The sequence below is a fragment of the Luteimonas marina genome, assembly GCF_007859325.1.
Taxonomy (GTDB): Bacteria; Pseudomonadota; Gammaproteobacteria; order Xanthomonadales; family Xanthomonadaceae; genus Luteimonas; species Luteimonas marina.
On sequence record NZ_VOHK01000001.1, the window covers coordinates 95,152 to 113,372 of the forward strand.

The 18,221-nt window shown below is 71.3% G+C and carries 17 protein-coding genes; 13 read left to right on the forward strand and 4 right to left on the reverse strand.

Going from position 1 to position 18,221, the window contains the following annotated elements; translation table 11 throughout:
- Positions 1-84: 84 nt before the first annotated feature.
- Entirely contained in the window at positions 85-612 is a 528-nt protein-coding gene (locus FQY83_RS00440) for a hypothetical protein (protein ID WP_158636397.1), read from the reverse strand.
- Between FQY83_RS00440 and FQY83_RS00445 the strand changes: the two genes are divergently transcribed.
- The 11 genes from FQY83_RS00445 (at position 601) to FQY83_RS00495 (ending at position 12,000) form a co-directional block, all read left to right on the forward strand.
- Positions 601-1,479 (forward strand): hypothetical protein, encoded by an 879-nt coding sequence (locus FQY83_RS00445; RefSeq protein WP_158636398.1) that lies wholly within the window; start codon positions 601-603, stop codon positions 1,477-1,479. The genes FQY83_RS00440 and FQY83_RS00445 overlap by 12 nt on opposite strands.
- A 190-nt stretch (positions 1,480-1,669) precedes the next feature.
- Positions 1,670-2,476, forward strand: coding sequence for a fused MFS/spermidine synthase (locus FQY83_RS00450; RefSeq protein WP_146384086.1), 807 nt, complete (start codon positions 1,670-1,672; stop codon positions 2,474-2,476).
- Between the two features lie 196 nt (positions 2,477-2,672).
- Positions 2,673-4,739 carry an alpha/beta hydrolase family protein gene (locus tag FQY83_RS00455; RefSeq protein ID WP_146384088.1) on the forward strand — a complete coding sequence of 689 codons (2,067 nt, stop codon included), beginning with the start codon at positions 2,673-2,675 and terminating at the stop codon, positions 4,737-4,739.
- A 37-nt stretch (positions 4,740-4,776) separates the two neighbouring features.
- Positions 4,777-6,075 (forward strand): MFS transporter, encoded by a 1,299-nt coding sequence (locus tag FQY83_RS00460; protein ID WP_146384090.1) that lies wholly within the window; start codon positions 4,777-4,779, stop codon positions 6,073-6,075.
- Between the two features lie 118 nt (positions 6,076-6,193).
- The gene (locus tag FQY83_RS00465; protein WP_202878141.1) at positions 6,194-6,655 is read left to right on the forward strand and encodes a DMT family transporter; all 462 of its coding nucleotides are present in this window, start codon (positions 6,194-6,196) and stop codon (positions 6,653-6,655) included.
- A 7-nt stretch (positions 6,656-6,662) separates the two neighbouring features.
- Complete coding sequence (locus tag FQY83_RS00470; protein ID WP_146384092.1) at positions 6,663-7,274, forward strand: HD domain-containing protein; 612 nt, start codon at positions 6,663-6,665, stop codon at positions 7,272-7,274.
- A gap of 202 nt (positions 7,275-7,476) precedes the next feature.
- A complete protein-coding gene (locus FQY83_RS00475) occupies positions 7,477-7,842 on the forward strand; it encodes a DUF6164 family protein (RefSeq protein WP_146384094.1) in 366 nt (121 codons plus the stop codon).
- Positions 7,843-7,845: 3 nt separating this feature from the next.
- Positions 7,846-9,159 (forward strand): APC family permease, encoded by a 1,314-nt coding sequence (locus FQY83_RS00480; protein WP_146384096.1) that lies wholly within the window; start codon positions 7,846-7,848, stop codon positions 9,157-9,159.
- A 103-nt stretch (positions 9,160-9,262) separates the two neighbouring features.
- Positions 9,263-10,816, forward strand: a complete 1,554-nt coding sequence (locus FQY83_RS00485; RefSeq protein WP_146384098.1) for a leucyl aminopeptidase — start codon at positions 9,263-9,265, stop codon at positions 10,814-10,816.
- Positions 10,817-10,855: 39 nt separating this feature from the next.
- Positions 10,856-11,623, forward strand: coding sequence for a sulfurtransferase (locus FQY83_RS00490; RefSeq protein ID WP_146384100.1), 768 nt, complete (start codon positions 10,856-10,858; stop codon positions 11,621-11,623).
- Positions 11,620-12,000: a hypothetical protein gene (locus FQY83_RS00495; RefSeq protein ID WP_146384102.1), complete on the forward strand. Its 381-nt coding sequence runs from the start codon at positions 11,620-11,622 to the stop codon at positions 11,998-12,000. The genes FQY83_RS00490 and FQY83_RS00495 overlap by 4 nt, the downstream gene beginning before the upstream one ends.
- An 86-nt stretch (positions 12,001-12,086) precedes the next feature.
- Here FQY83_RS00495 and FQY83_RS00500 read toward each other — a convergent pair whose 3' ends face one another.
- Positions 12,087-12,905 carry a helix-turn-helix domain-containing protein gene (locus tag FQY83_RS00500; RefSeq protein WP_146384104.1) on the reverse strand — a complete coding sequence of 273 codons (819 nt, stop codon included), beginning with the start codon at positions 12,903-12,905 and terminating at the stop codon, positions 12,087-12,089.
- A gap of 114 nt (positions 12,906-13,019) precedes the next feature.
- On the opposite strand from FQY83_RS00500, the gene FQY83_RS00505 reads away from it, so the two are divergent.
- Positions 13,020-13,430, forward strand: coding sequence for a hypothetical protein (locus FQY83_RS00505; RefSeq protein ID WP_146384106.1), 411 nt, complete (start codon positions 13,020-13,022; stop codon positions 13,428-13,430).
- A gap of 69 nt (positions 13,431-13,499) precedes the next feature.
- Here FQY83_RS00505 and FQY83_RS00510 read toward each other — a convergent pair whose 3' ends face one another.
- Positions 13,500-14,258 carry a type 1 glutamine amidotransferase gene (locus FQY83_RS00510; RefSeq protein WP_146384108.1) on the reverse strand — a complete coding sequence of 253 codons (759 nt, stop codon included), beginning with the start codon at positions 14,256-14,258 and terminating at the stop codon, positions 13,500-13,502.
- Between the two features lie 112 nt (positions 14,259-14,370).
- Positions 14,371-16,272 (reverse strand): DEAD/DEAH box helicase, encoded by a 1,902-nt coding sequence (locus tag FQY83_RS00515; RefSeq protein ID WP_146384110.1) that lies wholly within the window; start codon positions 16,270-16,272, stop codon positions 14,371-14,373.
- A gap of 116 nt (positions 16,273-16,388) precedes the next feature.
- Between FQY83_RS00515 and FQY83_RS00520 the strand changes: the two genes are divergently transcribed.
- A complete protein-coding gene (locus tag FQY83_RS00520; RefSeq protein WP_146384112.1) occupies positions 16,389-17,999 on the forward strand; it encodes a protein adenylyltransferase SelO in 1,611 nt (536 codons plus the stop codon).
- Positions 18,000-18,221 lie beyond the last annotated feature (222 nt).

Here is an 18,221-nt window from a genome sequence, read left to right on the forward strand (position 1 = left end):
ATCCGGCGGTTCACCTTGCCGCCGGCGCCAGCCTGAACGCCCTGAATCGCGGGGCGTCGTCCTGATCGTTGCCGGAACGAACGATCAGTTCAGCAACTGCAGGCCGAGGATCACGCCCAGGACCGCGGCCAGCACCGTGTAGTTGCCGCGGTCGTCGCGATGGCCGTAGCGGTAGCGGCTGTGGTAGCCGTCCTCGTAGCCGCGCTGGAAGCCCTGGCGGAAATAGTGGGCGTACTGGTCGTGGGCGAGGTAGCGGCCGTCGTAGCCATAGCTGGCGTCGCGGTAGCCGTAGCTGCCGCGGTCGTCGTAGCGCCAGCCGTCCTCGCGGTCGGCGCGGCCCGCGCGCAGGCCTTCCTGGTAACCGTAGGACACGGCCTGGCGCATCAGGTCGGCGCCGTAGCGGTTGGTCTGGTGCCAGGTGCCGCCGTAGGAATAGCGGTAGCTGGCCGGGGTGTAGTAGTAGGGGTCGTTCCAGTAGTCGTACGAGGCGGCCTGCCAGCGGCGTTGCTGGTCGCGCAGGCGCGCGTAGTATTGCTGCTGGTAGCGGTACTGGGCCATCCGCCGCTGCTGCTGCAGGGCGCGCGCGCGGTCGGCGTTGCGTTGTTCGACCATCCGCTGCTGGCGCTCGCGGTCGCGGCGGAACTGCTCAGCGCGCTGGCGCTCGGCGCGGATGCGGGCTTCCTGTTGTCCACGGTCCAGGCGGCGCGCCGCGTCGCGGCGATCGTCCCGGCGCGGGTCGTTCGCCGGCTCGCGACGTTGCGGACCGGCGGTATCGCGGCGGACCGGCTGCGTGGGTTGCGTGCGTTGGCGCTGCTGGCGTTCACGCAGTTCACGCTGCGCATCGTTCTGGCGCGACTGTGCCTGCTGCGCCTGCACGCGCGGGGCGTTGCCGCCGGTGCCGCGGCGCGCCTGCTCCGCGCGCTGGGCCTGCTGCCGCTGCGCCTGCTCGCGCTGGGTGGCCTGAGCCTGTTGACGGCGCGCATCCTCGTCACGCTGGCGGCTGAGCGCGCGCTGGCGTTCGGCTGCGTCCGCGCGTGCGCGCGCCTGCTGCTGCTGCGCTTGGTCGCGACGGCGCGATTCCTCGCCGCGCTGGCGTTCGGCCTGCTCGCGCATGCGGCCCTGGCGCTGGTCGGCCGTCGCGCGCGGCTGCGGCGGGCGCTGGGCCTGCGCTGGCGCCGGCTGGGCGCGCTCGCGCTGTGCCGGCCTGGCCTGCGGCTTCTGTGCGCGCGCCGGCTTCTCGTCTCGCGTGCGCTGCGGGGTGGCAACCTCGCGCCGCGGCTGGGTCTCGGCGCGGCGCGGTTCCTGGCTGCGCTGCTGGCGCGAATCGCGTTCGCCGCGGCGGTTGTCCTGCGCCGCGGCGGGAAACGCGCTCGCCAGCGCGAGCCCGAGGACCAGCGCATGGCCGATGAGGATTCGGGAGGAAAGGGTCTGCTTCATCGATGTCACCCCATGCCGACGAACCGGTCGGCGCAGGCGTAGTGTTGCGCGGCCGGCAATGAACCGATTCTGAGGATTTCCACGCGGGTTCAGCGGTGGGAAGGCGTAAACGGTTCCAGTTGAATGCCGACGCAATCGCGCCGGCCGCGCCTGTCAACCGGCTGCGCGCAGCGGCGTGGCATGCGGCCTTCGGGTAGTCTTTCCCGCGGATCGACGGGAGCATTCGCAGGGCATGGCGGACGGGCGCGCGGCATGGTGGAACAGATGGCGCACGCCCGAACCGGTCGCGGCGCCTGCCGCGCAGGACGGCGACGGCGACGGACGCCAGCCGCGGGTGAAGCGCGGCTGGCGCTACACCGAGCTGCAGTTCACCGGCGGCGTGTCGCAGAGCCGGATGCGCACCTTCCGCCCGGACCAGCTGCTGATCGACTACACGCGGACGATGATGGCCAGCCTGCTGTTCCGGCCGCAGCCGACGCTGGTCGGCATGGTCGGGCTGGGCGGCGGCTCGCAGGTCAAGTTCTGCCATCGCCACCTGCCGGACACGCGCGTCGAGGTCGCGGAGAACAATCCGCACGTGCTGGCGCTGCGCCGGACCTTCCGCATCCCGCGCGACGATGCGCGGCTGCAGGTGCTGCTCGCCGACGGCGCGCAGTTCGTGCGCGAGCGGCGCGGCCGCTGCGACATCCTGCTGGTCGACGGCTACGACGAGACCGGCATCCCCGCGGCGCTGTCGAGCCAGCGCTTCTACGACGACTGCCGCGATGCGCTGGTGCCCGGCGGGATCATGGCCGGCAACCTGTACGCCACCGATTTCGCCGCGCACGTGAAGAAGCTGCAGCGCAGCTTCGGCCGCAGTCACGTGTGGATGCTGGAGGAGAAGCGGCAGAGCAACCGCGTCGTGTTCGCCTGGACCGGCGATCCGTTTCCGGACGGGCGCATCGACCTGCCGGCGATCGCGGCGCGGATGCCGCCGGGCGCGGCGCGCGAACTGGCGGGCGTGTTCGCGACGGTGGCGCAGGCCTGGCGCGCGCGCTGAGGCAAGGTTGGAACACCGTCATTCCGGACGACTGTCATTTCGAGCGCAGCGAGAAATCCAGAAGTTCGATTTGCCGAGATTGACCAGCTTCGCTGTTGTAAAGCGCTTCTCACTGCGTTCGGAATGACAGATCGGACTTGCCATCGCGGCCTTCGCGGGCGAAAGTTCCGCCTTCATGCTTGGAAGGGGTTTCCCGATGCGTCATCCGATCGTGCGGGCCGTAGGCCTGCTGCTCCTGCTTGCGCTGGCCTTGCCGGCCCTCGCCGCCAACGGCGGCCTCACGCTCGAACAGATCGCCAAGACCCGCGCCGTCACCGGGGCCAGCGTCAGTCCCGACGGGAGCCAGGTGGCCTACGTGCTGTCGGTGCCGCGCGAGATCGGCGCGGAAGACGATGGTCCGGCCTGGGCCGAGCTGCACGTCGCCGGGCGCGAGGGCGGCAGCCGCGGCTTCGTCACCGGCAAGGTCAACGTCGGTGGCGTGGAGTGGCTGCCCGACGGGCGTTCGCTGGCCTATCTGGCCAAGCGCCAGGGCGACGAGACGCGCGTGCTGTACCGCATCCCGGTCGACGGCGGCGAATCGGTCGCGATCGCGAAGCTGAAGTCCGACATCTCCGCCTTCAGCCTGTCGCCCGACGGCCGCCGCGTGGCGCTGCTGGCCAGCGAGCCGGAGAGCGACGAGCGCAAGGCGCTGAAGAAGAAGGGCTTCAGCCAGAAGGTCTACGAGGAGGACTGGCGGCCGGTGCAGCTGTGGATCGCCGAGGTCGGCAACGACAAGGCGCAGCCGCAGCGGATCGAACTCGAAGGCAGCGTGCAGGCGGTGCAGTGGAGCCCGGCGGGCGACCGCATCGGCCTGCTGGTCGCGAACCGGCAGCTGACCGACGACACCCTGGTGTTCACCCGCGTGCGCATCGTTTCGCCAGAAGGCAGGGTGCTGGGCAAGGTCGACAATCCCGGCAAGGTCGGTGGCCTGTCGTGGAGCCCGGACGGCGCGCACCTCGCGTTCATTTCGGCCGAGGACGAACACGACGCGCAGCAGGGCCGGCTGTTCGTGGTCGGCAGGGACGGCGGCGCGTGGCGCGACCTGCTGCCGGGGCTCGAAGGCCACGTCATCGACGTGGAGTGGCGCGATGCGGCGACGCTGCAGTTCATCAGCTACGAGGGCGTGCAGGCGCGCCTGGGCGAAGTCGGCGTCGACGGCGGCGGCCAGCGCACCCTGCTGCCGGCGCAAGGCCCGGTCTGGACGGGATTCAACCGCGCGAACAACGGCGACATCGCGCTGGTGGGCAGCACGCCGGCGCATCCGTCCGAAGCCTTCCTGCTCGCGGCGGGCGAGACCGCGCCGCGGAAGCTGACCGACAGCAATCCCTGGCTCAAGGACGTGCGCCTGGCGAAGCAGGAAGTGATCCGCTACAAGGCGCGCGACGGCCTCGAGATCGAGGGCCTGCTGGTGCATCCGCTGGAGCGTCGCGGCAATGCGCGCGTGCCGCTGATCGTGGTGGTGCACGGCGGACCGGAGTCGCACTATCCCAACGCCTGGCTCACCGGGTACTCGCAGCCGCTGCACCACGCCGCGGCGAAGGGCTATGCGCTGTTCCTGCCGAACTACCGCAGCAGCACCGGGCGCGGCGTCGAGTTCTCGAAGAAGGGCTTCGGACGGCCGGGCATGGAGGAGTTCGACGACGTGGTCGACGGCGTCGACCACCTGGTCGACATCGGTCTGGTCGACAGGGACAAGGTCGGCATCACCGGCGGCTCCTACGGCGGCTACGCCAGCGCCTGGGGCGCGACCTGGTACAGCGAGCGCTTCGCCGCGTCGGTGATGTTCGTCGGCATCGCCGACCAGGCCAGCCTGGTCACCACCGGCGACATCCCGTGGGAACAGAAGCTGGTGCATATGGGCAAGTGGCCGTGGGAGGATCCGGAGCTGTTTCGCCAGACCAGCCCGATCACGCATGCCGGCAAGTCGAAGACGCCGACGCTGATCCTGCACGGCGAGGCCGACCCGCGCGTGCCGGTGATGCAGTCGTACATGTTCTACCGCTATCTCAAGCTGGCCGGGCAGGCGCCGGTGCGGCTGGTGCTGTACCCGGGCGAGGGCCACGGCAACGCGCGCGCGGCTTCGCGCTACGACTACTCGCTGCGGCTGATGCAGTGGATGGACCACTACCTGACCGGCAAGGGCGGCGAGCCGCCGGCGCATGAGCTGGACTATGCGCTGCCGGGCGGGGACAAGGACGACAAGGCGGGAGCCGGCAAGTCGTGAGCGATGCCGCGTGCCGGGGCCGCGGACGGCGCTCCGCATGAGCGCCGTGTCCGGCGAAGCGGCGCCGGCCGCGCAGTCGCCGGCTTCGCGCCGGCGCGTGCTGTTCGCGAGCCTGATCGGCACCACGATCGAGTTCTTCGATTTCTACATCTACGCCACCGCCGCGGTGCTGGTGTTCCCGAAGCTGTTCTTCCCGGCCAGCGACCCGGCTTCGGCGACGCTGCAGTCGCTGGCGACGTTCGCGCTGGCCTTCTTCGCGCGCCCGGTGGGCTCGGCGCTGTTCGGGCATTTCGGCGACCGCGTCGGGCGCAAGGCGACCCTGGTCGCAGCCTTGCTGACGATGGGCATCTCCACCGTCGTGATCGGCCTGCTGCCGACCTATGCGCAGATCGGCGTCGCCGCGCCGATCCTGCTGGCGCTGTGCCGGTTCGGGCAGGGCCTGGGCCTCGGCGGCGAGTGGGGCGGCGCGGTGCTGCTGGCGACCGAGAACGCGCCGCCGGGCAAGCGCGCCTGGTACGGCATGTTCCCGCAACTCGGGGCGCCGATCGGCTTCTTCCTGGCGTCGGGCAGCTTCCTGCTGCTGACCCACTACATGAGCGAGCCCGCGTTCTTCGGCTGGGGCTGGCGCGTGCCGTTCCTGGCCAGCGCCGTGCTGGTACTGGTCGGGCTGTGGGTGCGGCTGCGGATCACCGAGACGCCCGCGTTCCAGCGCGTGATCGACCGCGCCGAACGCGTGCGCCTGCCGATGCGCGAGGTGCTGGTGAAGCATCCGCGCGCGCTGCTGGTCGGCACGCTGCTGACGCTGTCGACCTTCGTGCTGTTCTACCTGATGACGGTGTTCTCGCTGAGCTGGGGCACCAGCGCGCTGGGCTACACGCGCGAGCAGTTCCTGTGGCTGCAGATGCTCGGCGTGGTGTTCTTCGGGCTCACGATCCCGCTGTCGGCACTTTATGCCGACCGTCGCGGCCGGCGCGCGGCGATGATCGCGGCGACGGTGGCGATCATCGTGTTCGGGCTGGCGTTCGCACCGCTGTTCGTGGCCGGCAGCCTCGGCGGGACGCTGCTGTTCCTCGTGCTCGGCCTCGGCCTGATGGGGATGACCTACGGGCCGGTGGGGACGCTGCTGGCCGAACAGTTCCCGGCTGAGGTGCGCTATACCGGCGCATCGCTGGCGTTCAACCTGTCGGGCATCTTCGGTGCGTCGCTGGCGCCGTACATCGCCACCTGGCTGGCGAAGCACCATGGCCTGCAGTCGGTCGGCTGGTACCTCGCCGGCGCCGCGCTGCTGAGCCTGGTCGCGTTGCTGGGCGTGCGCCGCGACCAGGCCGAGCTGTAGGAGCGCCTTCAGGAGCCCGCTTCCGGGCTTCGGTGAACGTCTGGTCGCGCCTGAAGGCGCTCCTACAATTCGCGGAGAGGGTCGATAGACTGTCCGCAATTCCGGTCGAGGGCATCGCGTGAAGGCATGGGCATCGCTGGGCATCGTCGTCGCCCTGGTCATCGGCGCGCTGCTGCCGCTGCAGGCGCTGATCAATGCGCGCCTCGGCGCGCTGACGCATGGCGCGCTGTACGCGTCGTTCGTGTCGTTCCTCGTCGGCACCTGCCTGCTCGGCGCGCTGCTGCTGGCCACGCGCACGCCGCTGCTGCCGGCGCAGTCGCTGGCCGCGCTGCCGGCGTGGATCTGGCTGGGCGGGGCGATCGGCGCCGCGTTCGTGTTCGCCGCCACCCTGCTGGTGCCGACGCTGGGCGCGGGCGCGATGATCTGCCTGGTCGTGCTGGGGCAGGTGCTGGCATCGCTGGCGCTCGACCATTTCGGCGTGCTCGGCGCGCAGCGGCCGGCGGACGCCGTGCGGATCTTCGGCGCGCTGCTGGTGATCGTCGGCGCCGCGCTGGTGGTGCGGCCGTGGCAGACGGGATGATCCGGCGATGATCGCGCTGCCGGCCGGCCAGCTCGAGGCGCTCGAGGCGGCGTATGCGAGGCCGCCGCGTGCATACCACGATTTCGGCCACGTGCAGGAGGTGCTGCGGCACCACGATGCCGTCGCCGCCGGCCCGGGCTGGGTGCAGCCGCTGGAAGTGCGGCTGGCGGTGCTCTACCACGACGCGATCTACGAACCCGGGCGCAAGGACAACGAGGCGCGCTCGGCGCAATTCGCGGTCGAGGAGATCGGACGCTGGCTGCCGGACGCCGCGGTCGACGTCCGCCGCGTCGCCGAACTGATCGAACTCACCGCGCGCCACGGGCAGTTCGGGCCGGAGGACTTCGGCAAGACCGCGGTGGCGGACGATACCCGCCACTTCCTCGACTGCGACATGGCGATCCTCGGCGCGGAGCCGGCGGTGTTCGACGCCTACGACCGCGCGATCGCGGCCGAATACCGCGACCACGTGCCGGGCTGGCTGTACCGGATCAACCGCCGGCGCTTCCTGAAGGCGCTGCTGGCGAAGCCGAGGATCTATCTCAGCGAATTTTTCCACGAGCGCTGCGATGCGGCGGCGCGGGCCAACCTGCGCCGGGCGATCACGACGAAGCGGTGATTCGCTCTGCATCCGGTCCTTGAAGTTGTCGTCGTCCCCGCGAAGGCGGGGATCCAGTGTCTTTGGCTTGAAGCAAATGGATCCCCGCCTTCGCGGGGATGACGACAACAGGTGCTGGCAACAACTGCCGGCTTTGCCCCGGAATATCTGCCGGATGCCAGCGGCAAGCCATGCAGGCCGCGCCCCGGGCTATCATCCGCCGATGGCGAAACTGCTGCTCAACCTGCACAACGTGCCCGACGACGAGGCCGACGACGTCCGCGCCTTCCTCGATGCCGCACGCATCGAGCACTACGAGACCCGGCCCAGCCCGTTCGGGATCTCCGCCGGCGGCATCTGGGTGCGCAACGACGCCGACCTGCCCGAGGCGAAGCGGCGCATGGCCGACTACCAGCGCGAGCGCGCGCTGCGCGTGCGCGCCGAGCAGGCGCAGGCCGAACGCGACGGCACCGCGGAAACCTTCGCCGACATCGTCCGCGCGCAGCCGCTGCGCGTGGTGATGATCATCGTCGCCATCGCGCTGCTGCTCGGGCTGGTCGCGCTGCCCGCGATCCTGATCGGGCGCTGACGGATGGCGTCGCGCGGCGAGGGCCCCCTGCTGCGCGGAATCGGCCGCGGCAGCATGGTCGCGCTGTTCATCAATGCGGTGGTCGGCGCCGGCATCTTCGGGCTGCCGGCGCGGGTGCACGAACTGCTCGGCCCCTGGGCGCTGCTCGCCTACGTCGCCTGCGCGCTGCTGGTGCTGCTGGTGGTGCTGTGCTTCGCCGAGGTCGGCAGCCGTTTCGAGGAGACGGGCGGCCCCTATCTGTACGCGCGCACCGCGTTCGGGCCGTTCGTCGGCTTCCAGGTCGGCTGGCTGGTCTGGCTGACGCGGGTGACCGCGTTCGCGGCGCTGTGCAACCTGCTGATCGACTATCTCGCGCATGCCTGGCCGGCGGTGGCGTCGACGGGCGGGCGCGTGGCCGTGGCCTCGCTGGCGACCCTGGCGATCGCGGCGGTCAACATCCGCGGCGTGCGCACGGCGGCGATCGTGGCCAACGTGTTCACCATCGGCAAGCTGGTGCCGTTGCTGCTGTTCGTCGGAGTGGGGATGTTCTTCGTCGAGCCGGCGCTCTACGTGCCGGAAACCGCACCGTCGGTCGGCGATTTCTCGAGCGCGATGCTGCTGCTGGTGTTCGCCTTCACCGGGTTCGAGACCGCGACCGTGCCCGCGGGCGAGGTGCGCGATCCGCGGCGCACGCTGCCGTTCGCGATCCTGGTGTCGATGGCGGTGATCGCGCCGCTGTACCTGCTGATCCAGGCGGTGTCGATCGGCACGCTGCCGGGGCTCGCGTCCTCGACCACGCCGCTGGCCGACGCCGCCGGACGCTTCGCCGGGAGCCTCGGCGCGGGCGTGATCGTGCTCGGCGCGCTGGTGTCGATCTCGGGCACGCTGAACGGCCTGGTGCTCGCGGCGCCGCGCATCCTCTACGCGATGGCGGAACAGGGCCAGCTGCCGGCCGTGTTCTCGCGCACGCACGCGCGCTACCGTACGCCGCACTGGGCGATCGCGTTGACCGCGCTGTGCATGCTGGCGCTGACGCTGTCGGGTTCGTTCCTGACCGCGGTGGCGCTGAGCACGATCACGCGCCTGCTGGCCTATGCCGCCACCTGCATCGCGGTGCCGGTGCTGCGGCGGCGGGCGGCGGGCGGGGGCATGGCGCCGGCGGCGTTCTCGGTGCCGGGCGGGCCGTGGGTGGTCGGCACCGCGCTGCTGGTGATCGCCTGGCTGGTCCTGCACGCGAGGCCCGAGGAACTGCGCAACGTGGCGATCGCGATGCTGGTGGGCGCGCTGTTGATGGGGGCGGCGGCGCTCGCGGCCGGACGCGCGTCGCCGCGCGCATGACTTTCGGCATGCCCGGCTGAACGGCCCTCGGGTTAAGGTCGGATGGCGCGCCGCCACGTCGCGGCCCGCGACTCCCATCAGAAGATTACCCGGGGCACCTTTGATGTCCAGATCGCTTGCTGCGCTCTCGTTTTCCCTGCTCGTGTTCGTCGCGTCGTGGCCGTTCGCCGCGCAGGCGCAGCGCACGCTTTCGTTCGATGCCCACGCCGTGCCGGAAGCCGGCACGCTGGCGATCGCCGTGGCCGAGGGCCTGCCGGCGGACGGCGCGTTCGCCGCGATCGATGCGCGCACCTCCGGCGCGTTGCGCCGTGCCGCGGAGTCGGAAGGCTTCAAGGGCAAGGCCGACAGCACGCTGGACCTGCGCGGCTTCGGCGGCTACGAGCGCCTGCTGGTGCTGGGCACCGGCAAGGAGGCGCTGGCGCCGCGCAAGCTGGAAGACATCGGCGGCCGCGTCGCGCAGGCGGCGGCGAGGAGCCATGCCTCGCGCTTCGAACTGGTGTGGGACGGCGACGAGGTCGACGCCGCCTCGCACCTCGCGTTCGGCGCGGCGCTGGGCCAGTACCGCTTCGACAAGTACCGCTCGCGCAAATCCGACGACGACGAGGGCGCACAGGCGGGCAAGGGCGAACTCGTGATCCGCACCCGCGCCGGCGCCGGTGCGGGCGAGGCGTACGCGGCGCAGTGGAAGCCGGTCGCCGACGCGGTCGCGTTCGCGCGCGACCTGTCCACCGAGCCGGCCAACGCGCTGTGGCCGGAAGAGTTCGTTGCGCGCGTGCGCAAGGCCGCGGCAGGCCTGCCGCTGAAGATCGAAGTGCTCGACGTGCCGGCGATGGACAGGCTCGGCATGGGCGGCATCCTCGCCGTCGGCCAGGGCAGCGCGCGTCCGCCGCGGCTGCTGCTCCTGCGCTATGACGGCGGCCGCGCCGGCGACGCGCCGCTGGCCTTCGTCGGCAAGGGCATCACCTTCGACAGCGGCGGCATCTCGATCAAGCCCAACAGCAACATGTGGCAGATGAAGGGCGACATGACCGGCGCCGCCACCGTGGTGTCGACCGTGCTCGGATTGGCCGGCCGCAAGGCGCCGGTGAACGCGGTCGCGGTCGCGGCGCTCGCCGAGAACATGCCCTCGGGCAGCGCTGCGCGCCCGGGCGACGTGATCCGCACCGCTTCGGGCAAGACCTTCGAGATCATGAGCACCGACGCCGAGGGGCGCATGGTGCTGACCGATGCGCTCTGGTACGTGCAGCGCCAGGACAAGCCGAGGCTGGTGGTCGACGTCGCCACGCTGACCGGCTCGATCGTGGCGGCGCTGGGCGGCGACTACGCCGGCCTGTTCTCGCGTGACGATGCGCTCGCCGGCCAGCTGCTCGCCGCGGGCGAGGCAAGCGGCGAGGAACTGTGGCGGATGCCGCTGCGCGAGGAGTATGGCAAACGGCTGAAGTCGCCGATCGCCGACCTGCGCAATGGCGGCGGTTCGCCGGGCGCGGGCATGGGCGCGTACTTCATCGGCGAATGGGTGGAGCGCGAACTGCCGTGGGCGCACCTGGACATCGCCGGCTCCGACTGGAACGACAGCGGCAAGCCGACCGCGCCGGAAGGCGCGACCGCGTTCGGCGTGCGCCTGCTCGACCGCCTCGTGCGCGACCATTACGAATAGGTTGGGCCGGCGCCCGATCCGCCCGATTACAATGCGGCGATGATCGTCAACATCGCCGCCTACCGCTTCGTCGACATCGCCGATCCGCCGGCCCTGGCGGCGGACGTGCGTGCCTGGGCCGAAGCGGGCGGGCTGCGCGGCACGGTGCTGGTGGCGCCGGAAGGCATCAACCTGTTCCTCGCCGGCGCGGGCGGGGCGATCGAGGGATTCCTGGCGCGGCTGCGCGCGGACGCGCGTTTCGCCGAGATCGGGGTGAAGTACAGCCGCAGCGCGGCCGTGCCGTTCGCGCGGCTGAAGGTCAAGCTCAAGCGCGAGATCATCAGCTTCCGCCGCGACGACGCCTCGCCGCTGCCGGCGCGCGCGCCCGCGGTCGCACCACGCGACCTCGCGCGCTGGCTGGCGCAGGGTTGCGACGACGACGGCCGCCGCGTGGTGATGCTCGACACCCGCAACCGCGAGGAAACCGCGCACGGCGCGTTCGCCGGCGCGCTGGTCCTGCCGATCGACAACTTCACCGACCTGCCGGACGCGCTGGAACCGCACCGCGCGACCCTGGCCGACGCCACCGTGGTCGGCTATTGCACCGGCGGCATCCGCTGCGAGAAGGCCGCGCTGTGGATGCGCGCCAGCGGCATGGATAACGTGCTGCAGCTCGACGGCGGCATCCTCGGCTATTTCGAGGCGACGGGCGGCGAAGGCTACGACGGACGCTGCTTCGTGTTCGACGAACGCGTCTCGCTGGATGCCGCACTGCGGCCGCTGGTCGACGGCGGTGAAATGCCGGGGCCGATGGAGCGCGCGGCATGAGCTGGCTAGGACTTGTGCTGCTGGTGCTCGGTGCCTACCTCGCCTACAAGCTGGTCGGCGCACTGCTGAAGATCGCGATGTTCGCGCTGGCGCTGGTCGGCGCGTACTGGTTCGCCGCGCCGCACATGGGCTGGCCGACGGTCTCGGAGCTGGTCTACGTGCTCGGTCCGGATTTCGGCGGCAAGCGCATCGAGGAAGTCGTGCAGCCGTCGGCGATCGCGGACGAGGTGACCAGCCGCGTGGTGGACGGCGTGGTCGAACGCGTGCTTCCGTCGCGCGCGCCGGAGGCCGCGGACGCAACGCTGCCGGAGCCGCTGCCCGAGGGCGCGGCGGATGAGGTGGATGCGCTTCCCGAACGGGCGGACGAGGCGCCCTAGCGCATTCTTGGCGCAAACGCTCACATGTTCGTCGTCCCCGCGAAGGCGAGGACGACGGAGACGTCAACATCCGAATCGAAAATGCGCTAGGCCGCACCCTGCGCCATCGCATCGAGGAAGCCCGGCGAACGCAGCAACTCCGCGGTTCCGGCATCCGCCGGAAAGAACGATTCGATCGCCAGTTCCGACAGCGTCACTTCGACCGGCGTGCCGAATACCGTCGTGGTGCTGAGGAACGACAGCTCGCCGGCTTCCGAACGCATGCGCAGCGGCACCGCCACCGTATTGGCTTCGGCGGCTTCGTCATGCTCCGGCGCCGGGTACGCGGCCAGTTCCGCGTGCAGTGCCTCGAGCTTCGCGTCGCCGGTGGCGTCGATCTGCCGGCGCAGGCGGTGCAGCAGGTGCGCGCGCCATTGCCCGAGGTTGAGGATCCGCGGCGCCACGCCGTCCGGATGCAGGCTGAGCCGCAGCACGTTGACCGGCGGAGCCAGCAGGTCCGGCGCGACGCCCTTCAGCAGCGGCGCCAGCGCGCGGTTCGCCGCCTGCAGGTTCCAGTGCCGGTCGACCGCCAGCGCCGGATAGGGCTCGTGTCCGCGCAGCACCAGTTCGATCGCCTTGCGCGCCTCGTCGAGCGAGGGATCGTCGAGGCGGCGTTCGCTGTAGACCGGCGCGTAGCCGGCGGCGACGAACAGGGCATTGCGCTCGCGCAGCGGCACGTCGAGGCGATCGGACAGCCGCAGCAGCATCGCCCGGCTCGGCAGTGAGCGGCCGGTCTCGACGAAGCTCAGGTGGCGCGAGGAGATGTCGGCCAGGCCGGCGAGGTGGAGCTGCGACAGGTGGCGGCGCTGGCGCCAGTCGCGCAGCTGCTCGCCGACGCTGCGCATTTGGGCGGGGATCGTATTCATGGCCGCCAAGATAGCGGCGGGCGGGTTTGCGCGACGTTACCTGCCGGGTAATCGCTTCGATGACCGTGGTTCGCCAGCATGGCGCCGTTCCCGACACAGCCGAGGAGATTCGCCATGAACATCCGTGCACTGCTTGCCCATCCCCGTTTCCTGCCGCGCCTGCTGCTGACCGACGCGATCGCGACCGGCGCCACCGCGGCGCTGCTGATCGCCGCCGCCGACCTGCTCGCGCCGGCGTTGCAGTTGCCCGCCGGGCTGCTGCGCGGCGCCGGCGTGGTACTGGTGCCCTTCGTCGCCTGGGTCTACGGCCTGTCGCGCCGGGCATCCCCGCCGCGCGGCGCGGTCGCGGCGGTGGTCGCGATCAACTTAGCCTGGGTTGCGGCGAGCGCCTGGGTCGCGTTCGGCGGCGTCTGGCAGCCGAGCCTGTTCGGCATCGCCTTCGTGCTGGCACAGGCCTTCGCGGTGCTGGCGTTCGCCGACCTGGGCTGGTTCGGACTGCGCGCGACGCGCGCGGCGCGCGCCTGACGCGGCGGATCGCCGCTGCATCAGACCGGGTCGCCGCCCGCGGGTGGCGGCCCGGCGTCGTTGCGGCGGCTACTCGCCGAATTCGCGCGAGGGCAGCACCACGCGGCGCTGCGGGCGGCCCACCAGGTCGAGGAAGTTGTTGAACACGGCGTCGGCGCCGGCCTGCATTGCCGCGATGTGCTCGCGGGTGTGCGCGCGGATCGCGGCTTCGTCGTGCAGGCCTTCGCGGCGCTCGAGCTCGGCGCGGTAGCCGGGCGTCGCCAGCCAGCGCTCGATCAGCGGCTCGTCCATCTCCAGGTGGAACTGGAAGCCGTAGGCGCGGTCGCCCCAGCGGAAGGCCTGCTGCTCGCAGGTGTCGCTGCGCGCGAGGTGCACGGCGCTGTGCGGGATCTCGAAGTGCTGGCCGTGCCACTGGAACACCGGGGCCTCGTCGCCCAGCGGAGCCAGCACCGGGTCGCTGCGGCCGGCCTCGGTGGCCTGCAGCCGGTACCAGCCGATCTCGGGCGTGTGGTGGCGCTTGACCGGCGCGCCCAGCGCATGCGCCAGCAGCTGCGCGCCGAGGCAGATGCCGAGCACCGGCTTGCCCTGTCCGAGCATGCGCTCGATCGCCTCGAGTTCGGTGCGCAGGTGCGGGCGCGCGTGCTGGTCGCCGACGTTCATCGGCCCGCCGAGCACCACCAGGCCGCGGTAGCGGTCCACGTCGGGCTGCGCCCCGGGCTCGCGCTCGAAGTTGACGAAGCGGATGCGGTGGCCGCGGCGGCGGATCAGCGGGTCGAGCGTGCCCAGCGGTTCGGCGGCGACGTGCTGGAAGACGAGAAGGCGGGACATGCCGCGATTCTAGGAACGGATCGCGCGCAGTGGAACCGGCGGTTGCGGCTGTGACCGATGCGGCGCGGGGCGCGCGCCGATTCCGGACGTGGCCCGCCGCGCCATGCGGCGGTCAGCGCCCGCGATGGCCGGGGGGCTTGCCGATGCGTGCACCGGGCGGCTTGCCGCGGGGTTTGCCGGCCGGCTTTCCGGCGGGACGTCCCCTCGGCGGCGCGCGGCCCTCGTCGTCGGCGCGGCGCATCCGCAGCTGCTGGCCCGAGACCCAGACCTTCTTCAGGTGTTCGAGCAGCTCGCGCGGCATGCCCTCGGGCAGGTCGATCAGGCTGTGGTCGTCGCGGATGTCGATGCGGCCGATGTAGCGGCTTTCCAGGTCGGCCTCGTTGGCGATCGCGCCGACAATGTTGCCCGGCTGCACGCCGTGCACGTGGCCGACCTCGATGCGGAAGGTCTCCATTGCGAAGCCGTGGTCGGCACCCTTCGCCGGACGATCGGACCGCTCCGGGCGTTCGCGGCGCGGCGGCCGGGCGTCCGGCGCGTCGTCCTGCGCGAACAGCGCTTCGGCGTCGTTCGACGGGCGCGGGCGCGTCGCCGGCACGGCCGGGAACGGCTTGCCGCCGCGTGCGGCCTCCGCTTCGCGCCGTTCCATCCGCTCGCGCGGGCCGCGCCCTTCGTCGCGATCCTTGCGCGCGGGCGCGGCGGCGAGCAGCAGCGGCGTCTCGCCCTGCACGGTCTTCGCCAGCGCCGCCGCGATCTCCGCCGCGGGCACGTTGTGCTCGCGCTCGTAGCGTTCGACGAGGTCGCGGTAGAGCGCGAGGTCGGGGCTCTCCAGGGCGCCGGTGATGCGCTCCATGAACTTCGACACGCGGCGCTCGTTCACCGTCTCGACGCTGGGCAGCTGCATCGGTTCGATCTTCTGCCGCGTCGCGCGCTCGATCGCGCCGAGCATGCCGCGCTCGCGCGGGGCCGCGAACAGGATCGCCTCGCCGCTGCGCCCGGCGCGCCCGGTGCGGCCGATGCGGTGCACGTAGCTTTCGGTGTCGTAGGGGATGTCGTAGTTCAGCACGTGGCTGATGCGCTCCACGTCCAGCCCGCGTGCGGCGACGTCGGTGGCGACGAGGATGTCGATGCGGCCGTCCTTGAGCGACTGGATGGTCTTCTCGCGCTGCTTCTGGTCGAGGTCGCCGTTGATTGCGGCGGCCGAGAAGCCGCGCGCACTCAGCTTCTCCGCCAGCTCCTCGGTACCGAGCTTGGTACGCGCGAACACGATCATCGCGTCGAAGGGTTCGGCCTCGAGGATGCGGGTGAGCGCGTCGAGCTTGTTGGTGCCGCTGACCATCCACACCCGCTGGCGGATGTTGGCCGCGGTGGTGGTCTGCGCCTTGATCGCGATCTCGACCGGGTCCTTCAGGTAGGTCTGCGCGATGCGCTTGATCTGCGCCGGCATCGTCGCCGAGAACAGCGCCACCTGGCGCGTCTCCGGGGTATTCTTCAGCACCGCCTCGACGTCGTCGATGAAACCCATGCGCAGCATCTCGTCGGCCTCGTCGAGCACCAGGGTGCGCAGTTCGGACAGGTCCAGCGAGCCGCGATCGAGGTGGTCGATCACGCGCCCGGGCGTGCCGACGATCACGTGCACGCCGCGCTTGAGCGCCGCGAACTGCTGGCCGTAGCCCTGGCCGCCGTAGACCGGCAGCACGTGGAAGCCGGGCAGGTGGCTGGCGTACTTCTGGAAGGCCTCGGCGACCTGGATCGCCAGCTCGCGCGTGGGCGCCAGCACCAGCACCTGCGGCTTGCGCGCGGCGGCGTCGAGGCGGGCGAGGGCGGGCAGGGCGAAGGCGGCGGTCTTGCCGGTGCCGGTCTGGGCCTGGCCGAGCACGTCGCGGCCGGCCAGCAGCGGCGGGATGGTGGCGGCCTGGATCGGCGAGGGCGACTCGTAGCCGACGTCGGCCAAGGCCTGCAGCAGCGGGCGCGGCAGGCCGAAATCGGTGAAACGGGAAGGAGTGTCGGCGCTCATGGTGGTCCGGCGGCGCCGGGGCGTATGGGTTGCATAGTCTACGCCCCGCATCCATGTCTTCCCGGCCCGCCGGCTGAATCCGCGGCCGGGGGCGGGCAATTCCGGAGATTCGTGCCTTGGCGCTTGCCAGTCTGAAGTTCGACAACCTGCTGCTGCGCGAACTGCCCGGCGATCCGGAGCAGGGGCCGCGCCTGCGCCAGGTGGACTGTGCGGTCTGGTCGCGGGTGGCGCCGACGCCGGTCACCGCGCCGGTGCTGCTGGCGCACTCGCGCGAGGTGGCGGCGGAACTCGGCTTTGCGGAGGCCGAGGTGCAGTCGCCGGAGTTCGCGCAGGTGTTCGCCGGCAACGCGCTGCTGCCGGGAATGGAGCCGTTCGCGACCAACTACGGCGGCCACCAGTTCGGCCACTGGGCCGGGCAGCTCGGCGACGGCCGCGCGATCACGCTGGGCGAGTGCGTCACCGCGGCCGGCGGGCGCCGCGAACTGCAGCTCAAGGGCGCCGGCCTGACGCCGTACTCGCGCAGCGCCGACGGCCGCGCGGTGCTGCGCTCGTCGATCCGCGAGTTCCTGTGCAGCGAGGCGATGCACCACCTCGGCGTCCCGACCACGCGCGCGCTGTCGCTGGTGGCGACGGGCGAGCGCGTGCTGCGCGACATGTTCTACGACGGCCGTCCCCGGGCCGAACCCGGGGCGATCGTGTGCCGGGTGGCGCCCTCGTTCCTGCGCTTCGGCCATTTCGAATTGCCGTATTCGCGCGGCGACGTCGAACTGCTGCGGCAGCTCGCGGATTTCTGCATCTGGCGCGATTTCCCGCACCTGCTCGGCGACCGCGCGGGCGCGACGCTGGACGGGCTGCGTGGCGACGGCAGCTTCGACGAAAGGCTCTACGGCGAATGGTTCGCCGAGGTCTGCGAGCGCACCGCGCGCCTCGTCGCCGGCTGGATGCGCGTGGGCTTCGTCCACGGCGTGCTCAACACCGACAACATGTCGATCCTCGGCCTGAGTATCGACTACGGGCCCTACGGCTGGATCGACGACTACGACCCGGACTGGACGCCCAACACCACCGATGCCGGCGGCCGCCGCTACCGCTTCGGCTGGCAGCCGAGGATCGCGCACTGGAACCTGATGCGGCTGGCGCAGGCGCTGTCGCCGTTGTTCGGTGATGCGACGCCGCTGCAGGCGGGGCTGGACCGCTACGCCGCGGAGTACACGCGCGCCTACCGCGACAGCGTCGCGCGCAAGCTGGGGCTGGCCGAGTGCCGCGACGACGACGTCGAGCGGATGAAGGCGCTGCACGGCCTGATGCAGGCCGCGCAGGTCGACATGACGCTGTTCTTCCGCGCGCTGGCGGAGGTCGATTCCGGCAATCCTTCGCTGGAGGCGATGCGCGACGCGTTCTACGACGATGCGCTGCGCGGGGAGCACGGGGAGGCGTTCACCGCATGGCTGCGCGACTACGCTCTCCGCCTCGCGCGGGACCCGCTGGACGCCGCAACGCGCCGCGAGCGGATGCAGGCCGCGAACCCGAAGTACGTGCTGCGCAACTACCTCGCGCAGCAGGCGATCGACCGCGCGGAGGCGGGCGATGCTTCGGGCGTTGCGGAACTGCTGGAGCTCGTCCGGCGGCCGTATGACGAACAGCCGGAACGGGAAGCCTTCGCCGCAAGACGGCCGGACTGGGCTCGCGACAGGGCCGGGTGTTCGATGCTGTCGTGCAGTTCCTGAGCGCATCCGGCGCGATGCCCTTCGGCGCGGCATCGGCAGCGAAAGCTGCCGTGCCCGGGCGCGCATGGCCGAGGAAACGGAACGCCCCACGCGCAAAGGATCCTGTCATTTCGACCGCAGGGAGAAATCTTCCTTCCCGTGCGCCGGAGACAAGATTTCTCCCTGCGGTCGAAATGACAGGTTTTTTCAGGCTTGCGAGAAGACCAAAAAGAAAGCCGGCTC

What these genes read in the sequence shown, in the direction of transcription:
- FQY83_RS00490 (WP_146384100.1), top strand. Translation starts at nt 10,856, where the DNA reads ATGATCGTCAACATCGCCGCCTACCGCTTCGTCGACATCGCCGATCCG.
- FQY83_RS00450 (WP_146384086.1), top strand. Translation starts at nt 1,670, where the DNA reads ATGGCGGACGGGCGCGCGGCATGGTGGAACAGATGGCGCACGCCCGAA.
- FQY83_RS00480 (WP_146384096.1), top strand. Translation starts at nt 7,846, where the DNA reads ATGGCGTCGCGCGGCGAGGGCCCCCTGCTGCGCGGAATCGGCCGCGGC.
- FQY83_RS00460 (WP_146384090.1), top strand. Translation starts at nt 4,777, where the DNA reads ATGAGCGCCGTGTCCGGCGAAGCGGCGCCGGCCGCGCAGTCGCCGGCT.
- FQY83_RS00515 (WP_146384110.1), bottom strand. Translation starts at nt 16,272, where the DNA reads ATGAGCGCCGACACTCCTTCCCGTTTCACCGATTTCGGCCTGCCGCGC.
- FQY83_RS00495 (WP_146384102.1), top strand. Translation starts at nt 11,620, where the DNA reads ATGAGCTGGCTAGGACTTGTGCTGCTGGTGCTCGGTGCCTACCTCGCC.
- FQY83_RS00470 (WP_146384092.1), top strand. Translation starts at nt 6,663, where the DNA reads ATGATCGCGCTGCCGGCCGGCCAGCTCGAGGCGCTCGAGGCGGCGTAT.
- FQY83_RS00485 (WP_146384098.1), top strand. Translation starts at nt 9,263, where the DNA reads ATGTCCAGATCGCTTGCTGCGCTCTCGTTTTCCCTGCTCGTGTTCGTC.
- FQY83_RS00455 (WP_146384088.1), top strand. Translation starts at nt 2,673, where the DNA reads ATGCGTCATCCGATCGTGCGGGCCGTAGGCCTGCTGCTCCTGCTTGCG.
- FQY83_RS00510 (WP_146384108.1), bottom strand. Translation starts at nt 14,258, where the DNA reads ATGTCCCGCCTTCTCGTCTTCCAGCACGTCGCCGCCGAACCGCTGGGC.
- FQY83_RS00475 (WP_146384094.1), top strand. Translation starts at nt 7,477, where the DNA reads ATGGCGAAACTGCTGCTCAACCTGCACAACGTGCCCGACGACGAGGCC.
- FQY83_RS00500 (WP_146384104.1), bottom strand. Translation starts at nt 12,905, where the DNA reads ATGAATACGATCCCCGCCCAAATGCGCAGCGTCGGCGAGCAGCTGCGC.
- FQY83_RS00505 (WP_146384106.1), top strand. Translation starts at nt 13,020, where the DNA reads ATGAACATCCGTGCACTGCTTGCCCATCCCCGTTTCCTGCCGCGCCTG.
- FQY83_RS00440 (WP_158636397.1), bottom strand. Translation starts at nt 612, where the DNA reads ATGGTCGAACAACGCAACGCCGACCGCGCGCGCGCCCTGCAGCAGCAG.